Raw genomic sequence first — 23,023 nt, 5'->3', positions numbered from 1 at the left:
AAACAAGGTATCTCTTGTGTTTGCGAGCGGCGGCCGAGGACGGTTCGCTGGCCGTGCGGAGTCCGCCCCTTCGTAAGAGCCTCTGGAAATCGGAGGCCGCAGAGCGCAAGGTTAGCTCAGATGGTGAAGATGGATGAATGATCCGGCCACGCAGATCGACCACCACGACGCCCTGATACAGCGTCGATTCCGTGCGGCCTCCACCAAAAGCTGTTTCGCCAAGGGCATCTCGAAAGACCCAACGATATTCACGCATGTCGCCGTACCCGAACCTTCCGGCATATGGACGTTAAAGCCGGAACCCGAAGCGGCCTTTTCGGTCCATATCGTCCTGACGCCCTTGCCGAGACTGGAGGCGCGAATGGAGGGGCGCAAGGAAGTCTTGGGGGCGATGAGAGCCGGCGAAATCTGTATCTTTGACCTCGGCACCTCGCCAAGGGTTCTGATCCGAGATCCAATGCAAACCCTGCGGGTGCAGATGTCGCAGCGCAGCTTGGATGATCTCGCTGATGAGTTCGGCCGGCCGCCGATCGGGTCGCTGCGTCCCACCTTCGGCGTGGAGGACTCGGTCCTCTTCGGGCTAGGCACCGCCATGCTGAAGAAGACGCAGATGTTCGGCGATGAGGACGCTCTATTCCTTGACCACGTGGCGCTCGCCTTTCACCTTCACATTGCCCAGACCTACGGCCAACTCCGCAGCATCAAGCCTCTGCGGGGAGGACTGGCGCCCTGGCAATACCGGCGTGCCACCGAGTTGATGTCCGCAAGGATCGCGGAAGGCGTTACACTCGCGGAACTGGCGGAGGCCTGCGAACTGTCCGTGAATTACTTTGCCCGGGCTTTCAGGCGCACGGCCGAAATGCCCGCTCACAAATGGTTGATGAGGGAGCGCGTCAGACAGGCGAAGAACCTTCTCCTGAACATGGAAATGCCAGCAGCGGAGGTCGCCGTGGCCTGCGGGTTCACCGACCAAAGCCATTTCACGCGCATATTCTCGCAACTTGAAGGAAAGAGCCCTGCGCGGTGGCGGCGGTTGCGCCTCGACGACCCAAGGCAATATCTGCCGCGCTTCCAAGCGGCGGCGATGCCCTGAGACTTGGCTGGAGTAGGCATCCCATGACTTTCGGTTCGCGTTCGTTCAGCCCGGAAGACCTGTCACCGGAGCACGCGCGGCAGCGTCAGACGTTTCTGCGCGGGATGTTCGGCGCAGGCGAAGGCTCTGCATTGCAAAGCGACGCCGAAGACGGCGGACCATTCAACGCCTCGGACGAAGCCTCCGTGCCGCGCCAGAATATGGACCTGGCGGTTTTCAAATCGTACCTGGCATTTCGGTATAAGGCCCCGGTCCAGACTGCCTTTTTCTCCAAGACGATCTCGAAGGACCCGATCGCGATCAGCCGCCTCCAGGCCGGGCCATGCCTCACCCGCGCGGTGGCACCCGAGCCAGGGTTCGCGGTGATCGTCTACCTGTCGCCAATAGCCAAGATGGAGGGCTGGATCGACGGTCGTCACGTCAACTATCCCGAAGTCAATGCCGGCGATGTGGTCCTTCTGGACCTGGAGGCATCTCCGATCGCGCATCTCCATCAATCCGTGGACTTTCTGCGCCTGCAAATATCGAGGCGGACCCTGCACGATCTCGCATACGACTTTGGTGAGCGGCCGCCTGTCGGTCTGCGAACGATCCTGGGCGGTGTGAACGATCCGATCCTGTATGGCCTGAGCCGCGCCCTGGAGGCGAAGGCTGCCTTCTACGGATCGAGCGACCATTTGTTCGTCGATCAAGTGGCGCTGGCCTTCCATGCCCACCTCGTTAGGACCTACGCCCCCAGTCACGGGCCTGCCAGATTCGTTGGCGGCTTGGCGCCATGGCAAATGCAGCGGGCCCGCGAGATGATGCTGGCCAATTTGAGCGGCGACATCGCCATCGCCGACATCGCCCAGGCCTGCGGTCTGTCGGTCAGCTACTTCGCCCGCGCCTTTCGTCAGACCGTTGGCGTTCCGCCCTACAAGTGGCTGATGAACGAGCGCATCCAGAAGGCAAAGACGTTGCTGCGCCAAAGCAGGCTCGGCATTTCCGAAGTGGCCTTGGCCTGTGGATTCGTCGATCAAAGCCATCTGACGCGGGTGTTTCGCAGCAGCGTGGGCCGAACGCCCCGCCTATGGAGACAGGGAGCCGACGCCGTGGCGGACTAGACGGCGGCCGGCTGGCGCCTTCTTTTGATCCCGCGCCGGAGGCCGCCGTTTGCCATTCCGGCCATGCCGCCGGTGGCTATCCCGGGCTGGTCTTCAACCGTTAAGGCGCTGGCCGGATTGGCAGAAGGCGCGGCGACCCTTATATCGCTCTCGTCGACTGCGCTGGGGACCCGCCATGAAGTTGAAAATCGCCGTCCAGATGGACCATGTCTCCAGCGTGTCGATCGCCGGCGACACGTCGTTCGCGCTGTCGCTGGAAGCGCAGCGGCGCGGCCACCAGTTGTTCCACTACACGCCCGACCGGCTGTCGCTGCGCGACGGCAAGGTGTTTGCCCGCATCGAGGAGATGCAGGTGCGGGACGAGAAGGGCAATCATTACTCGCTGGGCGAGAAGGTGCGCACCGACCTGTCCGAGATGGACGTCGTCCTGCTGCGCCAGGACCCGCCCTTCGACATGAACTACATCACCACGACGCATATGCTGGAGCGCATCCATCCGAAGACATTGGTGGTCAATGATCCGGCCTGGGTGCGCAACAGCCCGGAAAAGATCTTCGTCACCGAGTTTTCCGACCTGATGCCGGAGACGCTGATCACCAAGGATCCGCTGGAAGTCGCCGCCTTCCGCAAGGAGTTCGGCGACATCATCATCAAGCCGCTTTACGGCAATGGCGGCGCCGGCATCTTCCATCTGCTGGAAGCCGACCGCAACCTCGCCTCGCTGCTCGAAATGTTCGGCCAGCTGTTTCGCGAGCCCTATATCGTGCAGCGTTACCTCAAGGACGTCCGCAAGGGCGACAAGCGCATCATCCTGATCGACGGCGAGCCGGTCGGCGCCATCAACCGGGTGCCGGCCGAGCACGATTCCCGTTCCAACATGCATGTCGGCGGCCGTGCCGAGAAGACGGAGCTGACGGGGCGCGAACGCGAGATCTGCGCCCGCATCGGGCCGTCGCTCAGGGAACGCGGCTTCATCCTGGTCGGCATCGACGTCATCGGCGACTTTATGACGGAGATCAACGTGACCTCGCCGACCGGCGTGCGCGAAGTCGCCCGCTTCGGCGGCGCCGACATCGCCAGCCTGTTCTGGGGCGCGGTCGAGGACAAAAGGCGGAAGTAGGCCGTTTTCATGTCGTATTAACCCTGTTCTGTCTATGCAATCGGCTACAATTCCGTTGCAACTTCCGCGACGGCTTGTTCCTGTAATGTTCTTGATTTGATCAAGAAACTGTGATTGTCTGCCGAAGAGGCCCATTTCGGCCTGATCGCACGGGCTGAGGCCAGCCTGTATCCGGGGGCAACACGATGGTGGCGCGGGTTCGCACGGTCGCTTTTCAGGGCATCGAGGCCGTGCCGGTCGACGTGCAGGTGATGGTCGCGCCGGGCAAGGTCGGCATGCAAATGGTAAGGTGGATTAATTTCTTCTAAATCAGCGGTCGGTGCCGGTTGCTAGGAAGCGCGTTGAGCTTGGATATCAGCCGGTTTACATAGCTTTCTATGACCTCAGATGTCTCAGGCCCACTGGCATACTCTTACATTCGGATGTCGACCGATATTCAGCTGCGGGGAGACAGTCTGCGGAGGCAGGAACAGGCCTCGAAAAGATATGCAGAGCAACATGACCTGCATCTCGTTGAGGACTTCAAACTCGAGGATATTGGCGTCTCCGCTTTCAAAGGCGCCAACGTGTCATCGGGGGCACTCGGCCGGTTCCTAGACCTTGTGAAGACCGGGCAGATCATCAAGGGCTCGTATCTGCTAGTCGAGTCGTTAGATCGTATTAGCCGTCAGCAGATACTGGATTCAGTGCCGATTTTCTTCGATCTCGTGAAAAGCGGGATCAATGTCGTCACCCTTGCCGATAACCATATCTACCGAGCGGGTGACACCAATGTTGCTGACGTGATCTATTCGGTTGTGGTCCTTGGTCGAGCTTATGAGGAATCCAAGACCAAGAGCATCCGAGTCGGTGCAGCTTGGGAGAACAAGCGGAAGAACGCCGGCAACAGGAAACTCACCAAAGTAGCTCCGGCTTGGCTATCGTTGCAGGAGGACCGGACGGGTTTCGACACGATTTCCGAACGTGTCGTTGTTGTCCGCCAGATTTTTCAGATGGCTGACGCGGGACACGGCTCATTTATCATTGCGCGCCGGCTCAATCAGTCAGCCGTGCCGACATTTACCAAATCAAATGGCTGGCACGAGTCCTACGTGACCAAGATCCTCAATAATCGAGCCGTGATTGGCGAGTTCCAGCCGCATCGCTACGATGACCATGGGGACCGTGTCCCGCACGGCGAACCGGTTGCAGACTACTTTCCGAGGATCATTGAAGAAGACCAGTTCCATCGTGTCCAAGCCTCACGTCGAAGGAGGCTCGTTGAAGGAGCAGGACGAAAGGGCCCTGAATACCGCAACCTGTTCACGAAGATAGCCAAATGCGAGTACTGCGGCGCCCCGATGAGGTTCGTCCACAAGGGGCGTCCTCCCAAAGGGTCGCAGGCGTTGAAATGCACAAACGCAGTTCGTGGCCTCGGGTGTGAGAGCATCAGTTGGAGATATTCCGATTTCGAGACATCGTTCCTCTACTTCGTCAAAGAGATTGACCTCACCGCTACGCTGAAGGCTGCAGCGGAGAATTCGGAGCGTGCATCGGTCGAGCAGCAAATCACGGCCATCGAGGAGAAGATCCACCAACTCAGCGCCAAGCGGGAGCGGATTTTCGACCTGTTGACCGAGCCAGGATCATCCACGGTATTTATCAAAAGCAAGCTTGACGAGTGTGAAGCGTCAATCGCTGCCGAAGTAGCACTCATCGCGCAAATCCGTGGGCAAAGATCGATCGCCGATATGCTGCCAACCATCTCTGCCGACGAGTTGCGTTCATTGATCGCGTCGATCCAAGATATGTCTGCACCAGACATTTTCGAGCGTCGTGCGGCGGTGGCCAACCGGCTGAGCATACTCGTAACCTCGTTGCGGGTTGCAGCAGATGGGAGACGCCCCAAAATGAAGGGAATTAAAACCTTCTTGGAAAGTCAGGAGCTAGACAAGGAGGAACGAGATCGGTTGCTCAGGCACATCGAAAAGTCCAACGGAGAGGCGCAGCGGCACAATCGCAGCTTCCGGGTCGTGCTTGCGGATGGCGTTTCACGCTATGTCGTGGTGAAAAGTGACGACCCGACTGACATCATCGCCGAAGTTCTCGTCGACAAGGACGGCACGATCTCCGGCAGTGATCGTCGTATGCCGATTGGGTCTGAAGGGTGGGAAAACGTGTTTGACCAGCCTCCGACGGCTCAGTGATCTGACGTTTTCCACCCAACCCACAGTGGTTGCGATCTCATCGCCATAAATAGCCGTGCCTGATCATCCGGCCATCATTCTCAGAACCTTCAGAACCGCTTTTCCCTTTTCTCATTTCCCCGACATCGGTCTTTGAACCGTGCCGACGGCCATCCTCGCACGATTTCAAACACCCAACGCAATTTCACCCCATCAAATCGATGGGTCTATACCCGTATGAAAGAAGTCCAACTCACATGCAGCAAAGCCACTCACATGTCTCTCCATCCTCAATCTCGTCTCAATATGCATGCTGGTTCGATGACAGGATCGAGCAATTCATCGAAGCTCACAAAGGGAAATTCGACCATCCCACCTTCTTCAAACGACGGAACGGGTTTTTCATCACGATCTCGTTCGATCACAGCAGTCGCAAACAGCGGCAAGAAGGTTCCGAACTGATCGATGGCCCAGGGGCCAAAACGGAGATGGACACGTTCCAGGACTTATACAACTTGATCTGCCGGGACCTGATTGGACGGAACTACCATCGCCCCTCATTCCATGACGTCAAACCTCTAGCTATCGGTTGTCTGGACATGAACGGATCGAGATACTGGAGATCGATGGGAGAGCTAGAGAACGCTCACATCCATTCGATCTGGATATTCACCGATCAAACTAGAGATGGATTCCTAAAGTTATTAGCCGACAAAGAACGGCTTCTATCCATCAAAGAACGGTTCTCGATTCGAGAGCTAGATATCCAGCAGCTGGATCATGACCATCGAAATTCGATGGGTGAGAGTCGTGCATCATCGTACATGGCGAAATTCATGGTGCACAATAATCACGAGCTGAAAGTCGCTGACGATTTCAGGGTGCTGCCATTTCAGGTCGAGAAAACGGTGAAGTGATCCAGGGTGCAGGCAGGGTGCAGGCTATCTGGCAGTCGGATTCAGCATGTTGGATCGAGTGTGACGTCACCGCCAGAAATCTCCCTGGACCTAACATAACCCTGCCCGAATTTACTGAGGAAGCAGGATTCGCCGTGAGCCCGGCGTGTGTGTCTTGGTGTGGTTTTCAAGGACGAGGATGGGATTTGCTCAGCGACCGAAAAGAAGATGCCCCACCCCCTAACAGAGAGGGGCAGGGCATGTGTTAGATATAGCTAATTGACTGTCAGTCCCCTTATGCCGCTAATGGAAGTCGGTCAGACCAATTCTTGGCTTTGCGGATTGCCACAATCTCCTTCATTTGATCCAAGCTGACAGGATCGATCTTATATCGGATAACGAGCGCCCCACCTGCACGGGTTTTGGGCAGCTTGACCAACTTCAGCCCTACCATCTCCAAAAACGGTCGAATTTGCCTGATCGGGTTATGGTCGAGGCTCCTGTTCAAAGCGATGTTGAACTGCTGTTGGATAGCTATCCGATTGTCCTTCATCCAATCTATGAACGGCTTGAGGTTACCCTTACTAAACGTGAGGTCGGACCGGAACGCAAAATTCCGGTAGAAAGGTGCCGTGGAGAGCGTTTCCATCAGCAAAATACGCCCACTCCCGGCGTTTGGAATCAGCATGCCTGACTGTTTACGCCTGTCTGGATCATGGACTCCACCACCGAGTGCGTCGCCGGTCTTGGGGTCCAGCATCATTTCGAAATTGGTCACACAGGCACGGAAGCGACCCCTATCATCGAGCGTAATCAGTTCGTTCGAGATGGGCTGGTTATAGAAGCGCTCTGTCGCCGATCGTTCATAGCTTGCGCGCTCGCGATCGTCGGCGAACTCGTACCTTCTAATGCGACGATCAATTCGCTGGAAATCGGCTTCTGACAAGGATTCTGCCTGCATCAGTCGATTGACGCGGAGTTTTGCCCGAATTTCTATGCCGTGTGAGAGGATGTCCGATCCGAAGTGAGCGATTTCCGCATGCTGACCGATGTGGTCGATTTCCCAACCCTGCTGCACCTTGTAATGCAGGAAGTTCCTCCACAGGTGGTTTTTGGATGCCCTCTGTAGTGAGATGATCGCCGTTGCGATGTCCAGAAGCGGATCGGGGCGAACAATCCTTGTGGGTATGAAATCCATTGTCCATTCACGAGCTGAACTGCTGAAGACGTAGGCGTCGAGCGCGTCCTTTTTCACTACGCTGAGGTCGGTTTCAAAGGCATATGTAGCCGGTGAAACGTAGACTTTAACCTGCTTAGGGTGACGGACGCGGCCCAACTGTTGGTCGCACTCGAAATGGGTTAGCACTTGTGGGACGAACAGGCCGTACACGGTGTCATAGAACTGCTCCTCATTTGGGAACGTAATGTCCACGCCAGTCCCAATGGACGGCGATGACAAGACGGCCTGGTATTTCCGCGCCTCGACGGATGGGCTCTTGATAAATGACATCGCGGCAGGGTCCTTGCTTGCCGTCTCTTCGGACGTGACGACTAGATATGCGATCTCCGGGCATTCCTCCGCGAGTTGCGTCGCAATGTCCTTTATCTTCTCCTTGGAATTCGACGTGAAATAGCAACGCTTGCCTTCTTTGATGGCGGTTACGAAGTCGCCAATCAGGTGGGTCTCCGACGCAAAGACCGCAAGTTTGCCCTTAGGTGACTGATACTGGTTAATGACGACCTGGCTGCTCGTCGGCCCGTCCCTGCGCTCGGCCCACTCCTTAATGAAGTTGAATGATGTCCACGATAGGTCCGCATCCGAAGCGATGACCCGCTTTGCTCTAGCAAGTATGCAGATCAATGCCTGTACAATGTCGGGACGCTTCTCAGCGAGCGTTTGAGAAAGTAGATGCGCAAGCACCTGCTCCGATTCGTCGATCACTACGAGTTTGTACGGGGCCTCCTCAACCACTTTCAAGATGCTGTCGAGGCAGATGCCATAGCGCTGTCGGCGCTTCGTCAAAGGTTCGTCGACCTGATCGTCATGGAGGTAGCACGCAAGGCCCATTGCCGAGCACATCGAGTCAATCAAGGCACGTCGATGCCCTATCAGAAGGACGCGACCTGTCGTCGACGCGACAATCTGGGCAAGCAGCTTCGTCTTTCCGGAACCCTTCGGGCTCTTTATGAACGTAGTGCCGTCTTTGACACGGATTGCGCTGATGAACTTCTCATCGCGGAACGCGATTTTCGCACCCTCCAAACCGGCAGCTGGCTCCTCATGAGCTGAGCTCGGTTGACCTTGTGACGAACGCGAGAGATTCTGTGCCCCCTTGTCGAAATCATCGAAATCCTGCGGTTCGGGGTATCCTTGCCAATAGGTGACACCGCAAGCGCTGCAATGGACGCCTTTGTTCCGTTTGTTGGCGTTTTCAACGACGAAGGCGCTCGGGTTCTTGTCGTCGTGAACAGGGCAATGCACTTCTGTTTTGGCGGGAGCGTTTACGAGGAGAATTTCGATGCCCTTTGCGGTGCGAACAATCTGTTCTGGCGGCAACTGGATTCTAGAACGCCCTGTGCCAATCGCACCAATTGACCGGTCGTTGTATCCGGCGGCAGCCGTCTGCTCGATCAATGCATGAACCAAAGCCGGCGCAAGTGTCATCCTGATCTCAAAGATCTCGGCGTCAGTGTTGCCGTAGAACATGCGAGCAGGATCGATTGCCTTTGGGTCGCCATGGAGCTTCAACGCAAGAGAGCGGGTAGCTGCCTTGACATCGTTAGCGTCGAGCAGTGTTTCCTCAAGCGTGAAGACCACCCGGAACCGATGCCGCTCAGGGGTGTGGCTGCACGTCGAATATATAAAAGACGCGTTTTCCTGGATGAAGGGATGGGCCAGAGCCTCTGAAAGGGTCATCCCTCCATCGACGTCCACGGACAAAATGTCCGTGGCAACGAAGTTATCGGCCTTACGCCTCCCGTTAAGTTCGGCACAGTAGGCGTAGCCGTTTTTAATGTTGGCGATCAGCTCGCCGACGGTGACCTGGCAGGGTTCGAACCCATCCGCCCTTGCTAGAGTGTCGCCGAGTTCGTCTTTGTTGATGAGCCGCTTGTTTATAGACAAGCGGAGGGGTTTGGTTGTGAAACCATTCATTAGAATATCCTTTATGTTGGGTTTTGAGTTAAGGTTTTGGTGGCCCAGCGGGATGCTGGAATTTTTGAAAATATGAATTTTTAAAAATGTGAAACCGCTTTATCACTGACATCGGTATAGCATTTTTGTTCGAATATCGCAAGATCTTGGCAAATTCGACTGATCTATACTTAAGTTAAACCAATACTCTATTGGTTTAACTTATTGCGCAGAAAACAGCGAGATATCAGTGGGTTGTGCGAACCCCTGGCTGGACAAGCCACACGGCCGTCAAACCCACGCTGCTGAGCTTGAAAAAAGTTAGCTTCAAGATGCCTGACTTGGGCCGCGTTGACCTTCTCAATCGTTCTACGGGATGCCGCTGTCGATCAAACGGAAGGAGATCAACAATGGCATTCGAAGGATTGAAGCTGGTCGCTACACCGACGCAGGACGCATCGGACCCCGCATCCAAGCGTCGGCAAAGGCTGGTCATGCAGATCGACCATCAGCTGTATATGGCCGAACCGGAAAACGTCGGCCGGAAATTCCGTGGCCGCTGGTGGACAACCGGTATCGACGGCAAGCCGACGTTGGCAATCAAGTACGGCAAAATCCCCCTGGAGCTTGCCAAAGGCAAGCATGCGATAGCATGCGCTGATATCGCCGGCGTAACCGATGCTCTTCAGAAGGCACGCGCTGCTGCGGTTGACGGCACGTTCGATGCTCAGTTGGCCACTGTTTCCGAGCAGGTCAGGGCCAGGTTCAAGAAGGGACGTTAGAAAAGCGGTCGATCCAAGGACGGCAATGGAGGATCAGTCCGTCAGTCCCAGGTTAGTCCGGCACTGGGCCACAATGGCAGGTTCGAGCAATGTGGCCCAGTTGCTGTTCAAAATGTGTCTCTCGATAGCTAGGTCTGGGCGATTCAATTCATAAAGCCTGGCAAGCCCCGTGGTTTCGCGCCTACTTATCCTCCGGAGGATGTTTTGCGCCCCATCTGCCCTCAACATTCTTCGAAGCTCCTTCGGGTTGTATGGGGTTTCTTGCTGGATTCGGTCGCAGTGCTTCACCAGCTCACGGGTTAGTTGACCGTCTTGTTTTGGGCTTAGCGCCATTCAATCCCCCTCAAACTACTAAATCAATCGCACCCAAAGCCCCGGAAAAAACGGCTAACCTGTCCTTTTTCGCCCGGCTTTCAAGGTGGTTGGTACGTTCTCTCCTTCCACTGGCTCTCGAAACAGCTGCGAAATGTGGATGCTCAAGGCATCAGCCAGCTTGCTGAGCGTGACAATGGTTGGGTTGCGCGCTCCGCGCTCCAAATATCCGACATAGGCCCGCTCAACGCCGGCCGTGAGGGCCAAGTCATCCTGTGAGATGCCTCGTTCAACCCTCAAACGCCGGAGATTCCAAGCGACCAGTGACTGCACTTCCATTTTCAGGAAGCAATCAGTTGCCCTTCCACGAAACCACGTAATATAAGACCATGATTAAGGGTCGAGGGCTCATCTCCTCGGGGTGTCAAACTTGTTGGGGGAATAATGGACGAGACCGCTTCGCCGGCCGCTACGATTGACTGTCCGTATTGCGCGGAGCCGATCAATGCCAAATCCAAGAAGTGTAAGCACTGTGGGGAAATCCTCGATCCGCAAATGCGTGAGATCGAGCTTCTCAAGAGCCAGCGAAACAGCCCTCAGGTGTTCATGAATGCGGGCGGCGGAGCAGCCGCGGCTGCATCAGGGATCGCTACGTTGAGACGCTTCCCCCACTGGTTTCACATCCTGCTTTCGATCATTACCAGCGGCCTGTGGGCTCCGGTCTACCTGCTGATGTATCTGTTTCGAAATAAGCGATACTACTACTGAGGGCTGCCCGAAATGAGCATCTTTTCCGTTGTCTCTCCCCGCAAACGTCGTTGTCTAATCGTTTTGGCTGCGCTCGCGATTGCTATTGCCACCCCGACCCAACTGTTGGCCGACAGTAGTTTCCGTGGGTTCACCGTGTCGGATAGCCCCGATCAGGTCGAAACCACTGCGAAGAGCCAGGGGTTCAAGTTTGAATGGCGAGGCGACGATAGCGAAGGCAAGCATCTGACACTTTTTGACGGGAATAACGAGTGTGGATGGATCACGTTCAACGGTGACAGCAAGGTCGAAAAAATGGCGTTTGCCGCATGTTTTTTCGGGGCTGAAGGGCTTGGACTGCGCCAAATCACACAGGAGTTCGTCGATAAGTTCGGTGGATCGGCCGAGATGGAAGTGATTTCCGATGAGGTATGCAAAGGCGCTCAGCCGTTTGCGTTCAAGGGCCGAACCTCCGAAGGCGAACTGTTTCGGATAGAAGAGGATTGCAACGCCTGGGCGCTATATGTCGCTGTAGAGATCAAGCCAGGATCGGGTAAGGGTTTGAAGTTCTAGGCTATATCTGTTCGATGACGCTGATGTCGCAGCGTATGGAGGGTTTTTTGGCCGGCTTGCTAGCACGACATCCCTCCAGGTGCATGCTTCCGCTCCTCTTCTTGGTCGCGGGCGTGCAGATTGGCAATGCGACAGATGCACTGCCGATTTCCGACGGCGCCTATATGAGATCAGCCGACCTGTGCGGACAATTTCGGGACGGCAAGCTGGATTCCATCGAGTTTTCGGTCTCCAAGGGAGGTCATGCTTACGATGTTCCCGAAGTGGGATGCGTGGTCGCGACAGTCAAACCGCTTCGTGCAGATCGCTATTCGGTTGATGCCGATTGCCTGGAGACGGGCAACCCGTTCCAGCGCTCGTTCATATTGGATGTAGAAAGCCCCAAGACGATACGAATTGACGGCGAGCAACTGACCTCATGTGAGCTGAGCACATCAGACGGCAAGCCGGCTAAAGGCGCTTCGCTTCCAGGAATTCAGATGGTGCCTTCAGGCGAAGCGCCCGTCCCGAAGGCCAAGCTTGCAAAGGCAAATTCGCCAGGCCAGCTGATAGGTCAATGGCAGGTCGCCAATGAGAATTGCCGTGGCGGCTCAGGAGATGATCCCAAAACCATGGAGGCGTGCGATGTGCGGGACACGTTCGCACGCCAGCTTGAAACCGCCAAGTGGTGCTATGGCAAGAACGGCCAATCTGGCTACCAGTACAAATGGCATCGGTGCGGCAAGGGCTCGATCCACTACTAGCGCCGCTACACGAGCGGCGCGGAAATCTGGCCTGAAGTTCACCAATTTCCCAACATTGAATCGACAGGCACTCGCTATCGGCGCTAGACGTATGGCCGGGGTTGCTCTGGGCCATGTTTCGCGTTTTTTCCGTTTGCTTATCACTGTTTATTGCATTGGCTTTGCTGGACTCACCGGCGGCTCACGCTGGCTTGCAATTCGACGCCGGGCAGACCACGGGCGGGCTTCATTTTATAGTCGTCTCAGGTGACTTCGCTTACGAGGACGATCTATCGGCTTTCGAGAATCTAGCTAGGACCAACGGAGTGAGCGCTGTCACGTTTAAGTCTCCTGGCGGAAACATCCACAAGGCGATGGAACTCGGCCGGCTGATCCGCAAATTGGGCCTTAACACGGCTCAGTTCAGGGCTGCCGAGTGCGCATCGGCATGCTCCCTAGCTTTCCTAGGTGGAGTGATGCGCTATGCCGATCCTGGGTCGATCGGCGTCCACAAATCGTCGTTCCAAGGCGATATTCACCTGAGCACACAGGATGCTGTTTCCGCTGTTCAGCAGATCACCGCCGACGTCATCACATACATGATCGATATGGGTGTGGACCCTGCCCTGCTTCAGCTTTCGCTTCAGTATGACAGCAACGACATCCGCTATCTGTCGATGAGCGAGATGGCCAAATATCGGGTTGTCACGTCCTCGCCTGGTGGCGATCGACCGGCCGTAGCTACTCAGGTGCCATCCTACACACCACCTCCACCTCAGCCTGAGCCCCCGACCGTTGCCTCGCAGCCTCCACCATCCGCAAGTCCGTCGCTCTCGATTCCCGACGCCCGTTCCGGCCGTATCGGTTATCCAAAGGGTTCTGCGCCGCTAAAGGCGCTGCCAGAGGCGAGGTCAACGAATGTAGCCGTTCTGAGAAACGGAATGGCAGTCACGATCATCGGTAACGCGGGTCGCTGGTATCGCGTTCAGGTTGGGAACAAGATCGGCTACATGCATGACACGTGGGATCAGTACGACGGCGGCCCATTTGGTCGGCGCCACATCCAGGTCAAGAGCTTCGATAATTACGCTGAAGCCGAGGCATATGTCCGCTCATCATCGATCCCACTGTCAGCCTATCTTGCCAATAATGGGTGGTTCGCGATCACCCTCGACAGCACATTCGACGAGAAAATGGCTAAGAGCCTCGTCAGCGAGATGAGAGCAAGGGGAGCGATCCCAGACGACGCCTACGCGACCTTCGGCAACACCTACGTTCGCAAGGTGTGCTGCCAATAGCCACGTTAGGGCCTGATTGGCTATTTTATGTCGATGTCTGCTTTTGCAGCAACTCGCACAGACCGGCGACGGCATCGTCGATCCCGCGCTCATCTCGCTTATAGAAAACGCGGGTTCCGACCTTCGTTGCCGAAACCAAGCTGGCCTCCGTCAGCCACCGCATGTGCAGGCTAACTGACTCCTGCGTGATGCCAAGTCGGCCGCAAATCAGCTTATTCGTCAGACCGGTTTGTCGCGCGTTGGGAAGGTCGGGGAAATACAGCTCGGGCCAGTTCAGAAAGTCGAGGATTTTCATCCTGCTTTCACAAGCCAGCGCCTTGATGACGCGAGGATCCATGACCGTTCTCCAAAAGCTTGTTTCCGATGAGTGGCGCTATCCTGAAGTAAGCGGCTATCGACAACGGTGTACATTGTGGCTTCTTCGATGACGACGTTCGCGAACTCGTATGTAAAAGGCAATTCCGCCAAGGAATGAGTTAGAATGTCCTTTAGGATCGAGTTAGGAGCGTCACTCCGGCTCGCCAACCGGGTAATCGGCCTTGCAATGCAGCCTGTGTGGTGATTTGCTGGCAGCACAAAAAGGGGGGAGAGTAAATGCGGATTTTACTTCTAATACTGACTTTTTGCGGCCTGAGCACAGGTGCGTTTGGCCAGGAGTACGGTCAGTTTCTAAGCAATCCGGACGGAACGTTCATACCTGGTACGGACAGACCACTATTCAAACTCAACAAACCATTTGTCTATCGTGACCCGAACGGCCTGGATTGGACTGTTCCTGCGGGAGAAGTCACGGATGGTGCGAGCATTCCGCAGTTTGCTTGGAGCATTGTAGGCGGGCCGTTCGACGGGCCTTACCTCGATGCCGCAATAATCCATGACTACTACTGTTGCACCAAAAGCCGCGAGTACTACAGCACACATCACGCGTTTTGGATGGGGATGAGAGCTGCCAGTGTAAGCGACACGATGGCGTATATCATGTGGTCAGCGGTACGGTTCGGTGGGCCAGCGTTCTGGAGCATCGATCCGAGCGCCGTTGCCCCCGTTCCATGTCGCACCGACAACGTCGTCTCGAAATCTTTGTACGAAATGAGCGATCAACGCACTCGCGCCATCGCGATCGGGAAGTTCGCTGGTATGGCCAGGACGCTCAAGACCAGCAACGGGAAAGTGCTGGATGTAGTCGATGGCAAGGCCATCCTAGCGCAAACGGACGAAGCAGAAAGGCACCTCGATTTTCTACGATCTGCGATGGAGAAGAATTTCGACGTGGAGCAGGACAAACTCGGTCTGTTCTCGGTGGTGTCTGAGGCCGAGTTGAAGAGGTATGAGAAATACGCGGTGCCCCTATCGCCGTGGGCGGAAGGCCAAATACCCGCTCTCGATACTTACATGAAGGCTGAAAACTTGACATTCCCCAAGCTGCTCCAGCTAAACGGCGCTGAATACCAACCGTATGTGACCTACGACGCTCTCAAGCTTCAAACCACGGACTTTCCAGATAAACTGCTGAAAGACAGCACAGACAAATAGGCTGTTCGCAGCGGGACGCCGCAGGTGTGAGATGCCGTGGCGGGTGATCCGGCCGCTTGACTCGGATAAAGCCATTAGAACGGCAACTTTCACAGAGACAGTGTGAGACCAATGCGAGTCTAGAGGCTGCGTTGTCTGCTCCGGGTCTCCAAAGGACAAGCGGGCTATCAGGAGATAGCCGAAATGCATCACAATCCAAACAGCCCGAAACTCAGCCGCGTTGGATCGGGGAAGTCGATCATAGACTTCATGGCGCGGCATGACAGCGCTCAAGTTCGGTTGATTTGGCAGAATGACCGCATCTGTGAATACCTGCTCGCATCGGATAGCCGACGACACACCTGGCATGCATGGCTCGCCGTTCATGGAACGGTCCGCGACGCGGCAGAAATGTACCGGTTTCTCACCTTCGCCAAGTCCCGAGAAATCCTCAAGGATACATTCGGGAACTGCCCTCCTGGCATAGTCTCCGCACTCGGCAAGTTTGGACCGTTTGCAAGGCCACAACGTACCTATTTCTCGCTCCACCAGGTTCTTTCGGCCGGTGGATCGCTGGCAAATCATGTCCACCAATCGTCGAAAATCGAAGACGACGAGCTAATGGCCTTTGCATCAGCGGTTCACTTGCCAGTGCCGAATCGAGTTATCCGAGCCCTGCTAAAGTGCAAGATGCCCGCCCAAGTACTGCTGGAGCTGCTTTGGGTGATCTCAAGGCTGACACTGACGTACGGCGAGCAGCAAATGGTTCAATGCGTCGCTCAGGGCCGCCAACCGGGATCGATCCTGGCAAACGTGTTCAGCCTGGCGCCGTTCCCCAAACCGCCTTTCGAGCAGCTTGGCTCTTTCATTCCGATCACCACGGCAGAGCAGCTTCGAGATGCCGGCAAGGAGTTCAATAATTGCCTGAAGGGCGGGGAGGAACTCGCGTTCGCGCTCGCATCAGTCCAATCGGGTCGGCGTTATTTCTATCGCTGGGATGGCTGTCCTCCGACGCTGCTAGCGTTTTGCAGATGTGGTCCCGCCGGTTGGGTATTATCTGAGCGGGCGGGTCCAGCAAATGCCCGCGTACCAAGTGTCACCATAAACCAGATTAGCGAAGTGCTGGCTGGCGTGCCCTATGTGTTCATCGGCAACGGAGGTGGAGGAATGTTGGAGTGGATTTGTGCGAGGTAGAATTTTGAGGGTTCGGCCTGCCCGTTGATTAGCCGGTCTCCAAAAGCTAGGAAGGCTAAATGCTTTAAAGGAGAAAGCCCTTGGCCGACGAGACCATAAACCTGATCGAATTAACCGCAGATATCGTTTCCGCCTACGTCAGCAACAATCCTGTGCCGGTTACGTCACTGCCGGAGCTGATCCAAAGCGTGAATTCGTCGCTTTCGAAGGTCGGACAACCTGCTGAGCCGGAGAAGCCGGCTTTGACGCCTGCGGTCAATCCGAAGCGATCCGTGTTTCCGGACTACATTGTCTGCCTGGAGGATGGGAAAAAATTCAAATCGCTGAAGCGGCATCTAATGACTCACTACAGCCTTACGCCGGAAGCCTACCGCGAGAGGTGGGGTTTGGCGCGCGATTACCCCATGGTGGCGCCGAGCTACTCAGAGGCTCGATCTTCTCTGGCGAAACCGATGGGTCTCGGCCGTAAGGCCGTACCCCCTAAGAAAGCTGCGGGCAAGGGAAGGAAGAAGGCTGGCTAGAAGTCTCGCGATCTAACGGCAGCTACCTGGCAAGCAGGGCTAGCATCCAGGTGGCAATAGCCGGCAGACCGGCAAGGCTGGAGGCACGAAAACCGATCCAAACGAGGTTGATGAAAGGGGCAAATCGCCTTTAACGAATGTGGCTCGCGGGCGATCACTCCGATGTTGGCGGTAGCTACACGGAGAACGACTCCCGACTTTCTGACGCCTCTTTGAAATGGATGGTCGACTCGGCAAAGGTTGCCGGCCTTCTCTGCGATGACGACTGGCTGAATGTCTTTCCGGACGCAGCAGGCCCACAACATGACGAACGTCAGGGCACCGTATTCCGGTTCATCGCACCGTTCGTGAGAACCACCCCGGTCAATGCGACACTTCATGAGTAGGTGTGTTTGGACAGGTTCGCCCTGTCGGAGGTACTGCAGTACAATGTGATGAAGCCATACCGCCCGGACGGGCTTAGGCAGCACGGGGAAGCCAGTTTTATGACCCCGCTTCCTGAGTGGACGATGTCAACCCAGGAGCGGGCGGGATAGCAACTCCCACCAACTCCACACCGACAGCCTCTGCTGCATATAGCCAAATATGTCTGTATTAATACTGTACGATGCCAATTATTCTTCCCGCGCTTGACTTCATCGCAAAATAGCGATCCGCTACCGACGGGGAAGCGGACAACGCGTCGGTAAAGTCCAAACCATAAATAAGAATCGATCTTCGCGATCGCCACATTGAGAGCGAGAGCGATAAAGTCAGAGCCTTCTTGTGCAGGAACGTATTGATCAGCTTAGACTGGGCTTCGAACTGCGAGCAAAGCAGCTGTCGGAGCTTATTTCTGGAGCTACTGGTGGCGGCTATGGCAGGCGACCGCCCTCCGACGACCTCACACAGCTCGACTTGCGCGAGTTTTCGCGACGGTTTCTTTCTGAGTCATGGTCGTATACGCAATACATCGCGAGCTTAGAGAACCTACTTCCTGATCAATATCGCGATTTGATGCTATCCTATTATTTTTCTGGCGACCTGGCCAAGAATCCATACGGGTTGATAGGTGGCGAGTTCTATAGCGTCGAGCAAATGAGCGTTGTTGTTCAAACATTACATGAAAATGACGTTCTCGGTGACGCGCAATTGTGTCGAGTCGTTTCAGATGGCATTGAGTCGCTTAGTCAAATATTGTGCACCGGTGATATCGAGATTGACAGTTTCGAGAAGCTCGCCAGCCATTACGGCCGGATAGCAAAGCCGCAGATTGGTCCGGTGAAGAGTCTCTCCGACGTACACCGTATGCTAGGGGTATTGAAGGAAGCAACGGTACACATTCTCGGTCCGGACTTAACCTCAATTTTCCAGAGGCTAATAGATCCCGGCTACATGTTGTCGGACGAGCGCATCGCCCGTGCCTTGGCAATCACATCAAGATGGAGGTGCGGGCCGTTATTTCTGAAGTGCCTGGAACTTCGGGAACTTCGAAAAACGAATGTCGATGCGGAAGCGGCTGGCTTTTTCAATAAAGGTGAATTTCGGTTGCCCTCCGACAGCCATGACGTTCTTAGCTCCGGTCTAACTCGCCTTCGCTCGCTGAACCGTTTCGTTGATGACATAAATGCAGAGGCTGCAGTATCCACCGTTCTGGATATTTACAATGCCGACGATCTGTTAGTCAGTTGGATAAACTGGGACGACGTCTATGAATGTATCGCTATAGCAGAGAGGATGGAGGGCTTTCCAATAGCGACCTTCCATCTGCTGCTAGGGCAGGCATTCGTCGGGGAGAGCTTCCCGGACATAAAACTGGCCGAAGGTGATGGCGCGTTCGAAAGCTCATTAAGAGCGGCCGTGAGAGGCTTAGAAAAGAAGACGCTAGAAGCTTTGGCCCAAGGAATTGCGATCGTAACTGGTCGATGCAGACGTTTACTTATAGAGTCCGTATTGCGAAACGACACCGCCTCAATGCTATGTAGCATACTGAGCTACGACGCACCTTGGGCCAAACGCCTTGTGGAGACCAAGGCATTGACATTTGATGCTCGCGGTACCGCTTTTCGTAGAGACGCAGCTAGAGCATTCCAGCGTGCCAAACTAATTTCAGTTGACGAAGCGAAAGCGATTCAGTCGGAAGCCGAAACGTCACTCAAGGTGGCATATCTGCGCGGGCGACAGCTTGAAGGGTTGGTCCACCTCAACTTTGCTCACTCGCAAAGATTCCTCGCTGAAGAGCTTGGGGACGCAATTCTCTTTGTGAAAAGGCTACTGACGACACCCGATCTCCTAGGTCCCGAAGAGTATATTGACCATGTAGCAAATCAGCTGGGAACTATCCTCGCCAATCACGTCCTTCTTAGCGGACCCAGTGACGTTAAGACAATAATTAGTGACAGCTTGCGGCATGGTCAACTTCCGAACCGCTTCCTACAAGCTTTCGATAAGGCACTATCGCTCACATCGCCCTCTATCAGCGAAATTAGTGCGTTCATCGCGACCTTAGTGTCCGCACAGCACCCTCTACACTGGATCTTGACCCTGCGTGTGGAGCTGGTCGCGACCATCCGGGCATTCAATGAGCAGTGCCTCACTGTGGATGAATCTGGATCGCTGTATCGGAGAGTCCAATCGAAACTCGTCAATTACGTAGCGGCGCTAATCATTCAAGAGCCTATCAGCCCTGTCACGGAAGAATGGCAAGCACAGGTCCGAGGCGAGATAGAAGATATGTTAAGGTACGCTCGGGCAGAGCTCGCTGAGCGCATCAAGGCATACGTATCCAGTGCTATAAATACCATTTCATTTGGTGGCAATCACCAAACGGCATCTTTTAACAAGGCAGCGTTTTCGGAATCACTGAGCCAGCAGGTGTATGTTGCTCTTGAAGAATCAGAGCAATGGATCGCGCTGTCAAAGATAAGCGGCACCCCACGCGCCTTTACGATAACCGAAATTGTGCAGCTTTGCCTTGTAACGCACGTTCCTACGAGCGGAAAGAAGCACTCTTTAAAAGTCGTGGTTTCGGGGCGCAGAAAGGGCGAGGGGATCGTTATTTTCGCCGGAGAGCCGAAGATAGACGGACGCTATTTTGAACTGATCGAAAGTATTTGTAAGAACTTAATTGGAAATTGCTACAGGCACAGCGGTCAGGGAACCGACACTCGTGCTGTTATCGAGGTAGTTATTGGACACGGACGCTTGACTGTTGAATTAACCAATTCGTTGAGCACGCCGAGATATAGACAATTGAGCCAGGCGTTAGATTCGCTTCGGAAGGAGGCAAAAAACCCCGCTCTAGCCAAGGCGTCTGAGGACAGTTCATCCGGGTTCTCCAAAATCGCATGGTCCTGCAATAAGGAGTTCGGCGTCGTCCCGCGTATACAGCTAACGTTAGGGGCTAAGCCACTGAGCTTGAAGGTCTCGGTCGATATTAGATACAACGGTGGGTCTATTGTCACAAAAGCGCATATTGATCGTTGAAGATTCAAAAACGAAAGCAATAGCGATCCGCGAATGCGTGATCCAGGCATTAGGAAAGTGCGAACCTCAAACAACAGATACAATTGCGATCGCGGGCCAGCTCATCGAGCAACAACTGTGGAACGGTATCGTTCTTGACCTAGCATTTCATAAGACGCAGCAGACTGCGGATATGGTTGACAGACCTTACCTGGCCGGAATTGAAATATTGCAACAGTTGAATGAAATGCGAATTTCTTGTCCGGTGGTTATAGCGACCCAGCACGGTTCATTTGTGAACACAAAATACGGAAACTTCGATAGTGCCGACCAGCTCGGGGACCGCCTCCGCCGTGTATTTAGACGAAATTATCGGGGAATTGTTGAGGTCGACCTGGGGGAAACGCGCTGGCGCGACCAGCTTATAGGTTTGATGCGGGAGCATTTCATTTGAAATCGAATGTAAAAGTCCTTGTTGTCGACGATCTAGACAAGAAACGCTTGGAGGTAATAAACCGGCTGCTTCAGCACTCCCATTCTGTCGAGATTGTCTTTGATGAAGCGGATGATTACGAATCAGCGCGAGATGCCCTTAGACAAAATAATTATGACTTTGTCATTCTGGATTTAATGATTCCTGCCGGAGACGAATTACCCTCGGAGAAGTGGTCTCGCTTTCTGCTCTCAGAAATTATGGAGGGCAGCCTGTGCTTTCCGATGCACGTCTTCGGGCTAACCGAGTATAGGGACGTGGTGCAGAAGGAAAGAGAACACTACGACAAAAACCTCTTCGGCCTCTTCGTATTTTTATGGGACGAAGACGGCTGGGCTCAGGCGATCGCAAGCAAGATCGAATACCTGACCAGTGCCGTAGCGAGTGGCGCCTCATACAGATTGAACGGCTTTGACTACGACCTCCTGATTGTAACAGCTCGCTATCGCAACGAATTCCTACCCGTTAAGAAGGTACTTTTTGGCAGCAAATCCGGTGAGAAACATCCGTTGTGGAACGACAAGGGCTCGCACTTCGGCCGCATTGCTCTTGGCCAGCGCAAGGCGCTCCGGGCCGGCTTGCTCTGCATCGGCTCTACTGGCCTCGCACCCGCAGCGGCCTTGACCACCCAGGCCATACAGATCCTGCGTCCACGGATGATAGTCATGCTCGGGATGTGTGCCGGTTTCGAAATTAAGGGGCTCCGGCTATTAGACGTGTTGGTGGCGAGGGAGTCAGGCTGCTGGCAAGAAGGAAAGACTTATGACGACGCGGAAGGTGAATTGTTCGACCCAAGGGGAAAGATCTTGTCTTGCTCCGAAGGGTTTGGCGAGCAGTTCGATCGGAGCCTGGAGATTGATGGTGACATATACGAAGGAGCAATGAGGAAGGTCGCACAGTCGGTTGAATTCACGCGACTTGTCGACAAGTACGGCGCTGCTATTTCCAGGGCTCCTCGCTTAAAGCCGGGGTTAGTGGTAAGTGGCTCGTCTATCGTCGCTAGCGAGGAGACTAGAAAGGAAATCAATCAACGGTTTCCGAGCGCACTTGGGCTTGAGATGGAGATTTTTGCCGTCTACATGGCAGCTAAGATGGCTAAGGGAGCCAGGGGCGAGCTGTTAGCAATCAAGGGCGTCGCAGACTTTGCCGACGGCAAGAAAGGGGATGAGGCACAATCCCTCGCAAGCGAATTATCAGCGATAGTTCTTAAGACATTTCTGCAGCGGTTGACGGGCTCCCGAGATAATTGACCCATACCGCACCCGACCTCCGTGACCGCTTAGAGAGGTAATCTCACGATCGTTCTCGATCTCGCGTCGGGGTGAGACGCCGGCCGTGCGGTTCTTTAGCCACTGCGCCATATACTAAGAGCTCTAAGCGGTGAATTTAGCGCTTTAGCTAGGTTTTTTGCGGATTGAGGGTGGAAGCGTTTGCCATTAATGGTGGTAAGGCCCCTCTGATTCAAGCGGCGGGCTAACTCTGAGTATGACATCGTTTGCCAAGCACTGGGCAGCTTCTCTCGAATTTGGTTTGCGAAATCCGCCGCTGCTTCTTTGTTGATCCTTGCCAGGACGTTCCCATTTTTTCCGAGAGCGGTCCCCCTTAGCTTAGCCTGAGCAAGAGCCGCCTTGGTTCTCTCAGAGATCAGCCGACGCTCTTCCTGGGCAAGCGCGGCGAAGATATGCAGTTGGAAGTCCGTTGCATTTGGCATTTCAACGACGACCAGGCGGACTCCCTTGTCCATCATCGCTGAAATGAAGCTGACACGCCTGGAGAAGCGGTCAAGCCTGGCGATTAGAAGGGAAGCTCCGGCCTTTTTCGCGGCATTTATCGTTTTTGCTAGAGCATAATCTGACCTGATGGAATCGCGAGGGATTCCCATCGGCGAGAATATCTGATTCATCATGTCTGCTGG

At 54.9% G+C, this 23,023-nt stretch carries 20 protein-coding genes and 1 pseudogene; 17 read left to right on the top strand and 4 right to left on the bottom strand.

What is annotated here, in order from left to right; all coding sequences use genetic code 11:
- Positions 1 to 133 precede the first annotated feature (133 nt).
- From FJ958_RS25495 to FJ958_RS25475, 6 genes and pseudogenes are all read left to right on the top strand, one after another.
- On the top strand, positions 134 to 1,093 hold the full coding sequence (locus tag FJ958_RS25495) for an AraC family transcriptional regulator (protein ID WP_140746834.1): 960 nt from the start codon (positions 134 to 136) through the stop codon (positions 1,091 to 1,093).
- A gap of 23 nt (positions 1,094 to 1,116) precedes the next feature.
- Entirely contained in the window at positions 1,117 to 2,196 is a 1,080-nt protein-coding gene (locus tag FJ958_RS25490) for an AraC family transcriptional regulator (protein ID WP_140746831.1), read from the top strand.
- Between the two features lie 175 nt (positions 2,197 to 2,371).
- Positions 2,372 to 3,316, top strand: coding sequence for a glutathione synthase (gshB, locus tag FJ958_RS25485; RefSeq protein WP_140746828.1), 945 nt, complete (start codon positions 2,372 to 2,374; stop codon positions 3,314 to 3,316).
- 185 nt (positions 3,317 to 3,501) lie between these two features.
- Positions 3,502 to 3,684, top strand: a pseudogene (locus tag FJ958_RS32220) (ATP-binding protein); the annotation flags it as partial.
- A 9-nt stretch (positions 3,685 to 3,693) separates the two neighbouring features.
- The gene (locus FJ958_RS25480; protein ID WP_140746825.1) at positions 3,694 to 5,502 is read left to right on the top strand and encodes a recombinase family protein; all 1,809 of its coding nucleotides are present in this window, start codon (positions 3,694 to 3,696) and stop codon (positions 5,500 to 5,502) included.
- A 236-nt stretch (positions 5,503 to 5,738) separates the two neighbouring features.
- On the top strand, positions 5,739 to 6,398 hold the full coding sequence (locus FJ958_RS25475) for a hypothetical protein (RefSeq protein ID WP_140746822.1): 660 nt from the start codon (positions 5,739 to 5,741) through the stop codon (positions 6,396 to 6,398).
- Between the two features lie 274 nt (positions 6,399 to 6,672).
- Here the strand turns inward: FJ958_RS25475 and FJ958_RS25470 are convergent, their stop codons facing one another.
- Positions 6,673 to 9,531: a plasmid replication protein, CyRepA1 family gene (locus FJ958_RS25470; RefSeq protein ID WP_140746819.1), complete on the bottom strand. Its 2,859-nt coding sequence runs from the start codon at positions 9,529 to 9,531 to the stop codon at positions 6,673 to 6,675.
- A 389-nt stretch (positions 9,532 to 9,920) separates the two neighbouring features.
- Here FJ958_RS25470 and FJ958_RS25465 point away from each other — a divergent pair, with 389 nt between their 5' ends.
- The gene (locus tag FJ958_RS25465; protein ID WP_140746817.1) at positions 9,921 to 10,292 is read left to right on the top strand and encodes a hypothetical protein; all 372 of its coding nucleotides are present in this window, start codon (positions 9,921 to 9,923) and stop codon (positions 10,290 to 10,292) included.
- Between the two features lie 387 nt (positions 10,293 to 10,679).
- On the opposite strand, the gene FJ958_RS25460 is transcribed toward FJ958_RS25465, so the two are convergent.
- Positions 10,680 to 10,943 (bottom strand): helix-turn-helix transcriptional regulator, encoded by a 264-nt coding sequence (locus tag FJ958_RS25460; protein WP_140746814.1) that lies wholly within the window; start codon positions 10,941 to 10,943, stop codon positions 10,680 to 10,682.
- 105 nt (positions 10,944 to 11,048) lie between these two features.
- On the opposite strand from FJ958_RS25460, the gene FJ958_RS25455 reads away from it, so the two are divergent.
- The 4 genes from FJ958_RS25455 (at position 11,049) to FJ958_RS25440 (ending at position 13,944) form a co-directional block, all read left to right on the top strand.
- Positions 11,049 to 11,372, top strand: a complete 324-nt coding sequence (locus tag FJ958_RS25455) for a hypothetical protein (protein ID WP_140746811.1) — start codon at positions 11,049 to 11,051, stop codon at positions 11,370 to 11,372.
- Positions 11,373 to 11,384: 12 nt separating this feature from the next.
- Positions 11,385 to 11,924 carry a hypothetical protein gene (locus tag FJ958_RS25450; protein ID WP_140746808.1) on the top strand — a complete coding sequence of 180 codons (540 nt, stop codon included), beginning with the start codon at positions 11,385 to 11,387 and terminating at the stop codon, positions 11,922 to 11,924.
- A gap of 14 nt (positions 11,925 to 11,938) precedes the next feature.
- Positions 11,939 to 12,667 carry a hypothetical protein gene (locus FJ958_RS25445; protein ID WP_140746805.1) on the top strand — a complete coding sequence of 243 codons (729 nt, stop codon included), beginning with the start codon at positions 11,939 to 11,941 and terminating at the stop codon, positions 12,665 to 12,667.
- 113 nt (positions 12,668 to 12,780) lie between these two features.
- On the top strand, positions 12,781 to 13,944 hold the full coding sequence (locus tag FJ958_RS25440) for an SH3 domain-containing protein (protein WP_246679756.1): 1,164 nt from the start codon (positions 12,781 to 12,783) through the stop codon (positions 13,942 to 13,944).
- A 25-nt stretch (positions 13,945 to 13,969) separates the two neighbouring features.
- Here the strand turns inward: FJ958_RS25440 and FJ958_RS25435 are convergent, their stop codons facing one another.
- The gene (locus tag FJ958_RS25435) at positions 13,970 to 14,281 is read right to left on the bottom strand and encodes a helix-turn-helix transcriptional regulator (RefSeq protein ID WP_140746802.1); all 312 of its coding nucleotides are present in this window, start codon (positions 14,279 to 14,281) and stop codon (positions 13,970 to 13,972) included.
- Positions 14,282 to 14,538: 257 nt separating this feature from the next.
- On the opposite strand from FJ958_RS25435, the gene FJ958_RS25430 reads away from it, so the two are divergent.
- The 6 genes from FJ958_RS25430 (at position 14,539) to FJ958_RS25400 (ending at position 22,358) form a co-directional block, all read left to right on the top strand.
- On the top strand, positions 14,539 to 15,477 hold the full coding sequence (locus tag FJ958_RS25430; protein WP_140746799.1) for a DUF1353 domain-containing protein: 939 nt from the start codon (positions 14,539 to 14,541) through the stop codon (positions 15,475 to 15,477).
- Between the two features lie 183 nt (positions 15,478 to 15,660).
- A complete protein-coding gene (locus FJ958_RS25425) occupies positions 15,661 to 16,650 on the top strand; it encodes a hypothetical protein (RefSeq protein ID WP_140746796.1) in 990 nt (329 codons plus the stop codon).
- Positions 16,651 to 16,730: 80 nt separating this feature from the next.
- A complete protein-coding gene (locus tag FJ958_RS25420) occupies positions 16,731 to 17,171 on the top strand; it encodes a MucR family transcriptional regulator (RefSeq protein WP_140746793.1) in 441 nt (146 codons plus the stop codon).
- Positions 17,172 to 17,936: 765 nt separating this feature from the next.
- A complete protein-coding gene (locus tag FJ958_RS25410) occupies positions 17,937 to 20,636 on the top strand; it encodes a hypothetical protein (protein ID WP_140746787.1) in 2,700 nt (899 codons plus the stop codon).
- Positions 20,626 to 21,069, top strand: a complete 444-nt coding sequence (locus FJ958_RS25405) for a hypothetical protein (protein ID WP_140746784.1) — start codon at positions 20,626 to 20,628, stop codon at positions 21,067 to 21,069. Before FJ958_RS25410 ends, FJ958_RS25405 begins: the two co-directional genes overlap by 11 nt.
- Positions 21,066 to 22,358: a response regulator gene (locus tag FJ958_RS25400; RefSeq protein ID WP_140746781.1), complete on the top strand. Its 1,293-nt coding sequence runs from the start codon at positions 21,066 to 21,068 to the stop codon at positions 22,356 to 22,358. Before FJ958_RS25405 ends, FJ958_RS25400 begins: the two co-directional genes overlap by 4 nt.
- A 95-nt stretch (positions 22,359 to 22,453) precedes the next feature.
- On the opposite strand, the gene FJ958_RS25395 is transcribed toward FJ958_RS25400, so the two are convergent.
- Positions 22,454 to 23,023, bottom strand: a 570-nt coding sequence (locus FJ958_RS25395; protein ID WP_140746778.1) for a recombinase family protein, incomplete at its 5' end; no start/stop codon positions are given.

It is taken from the genome of Mesorhizobium sp. B2-3-5 (assembly GCF_006442395.1).
Classification (GTDB): Bacteria; Pseudomonadota; Alphaproteobacteria; order Rhizobiales; family Rhizobiaceae; genus Mesorhizobium.
Note: the sequence above shows the minus strand (reverse complement) of the source record. Positions and strands in the feature narration are given on the sequence as shown.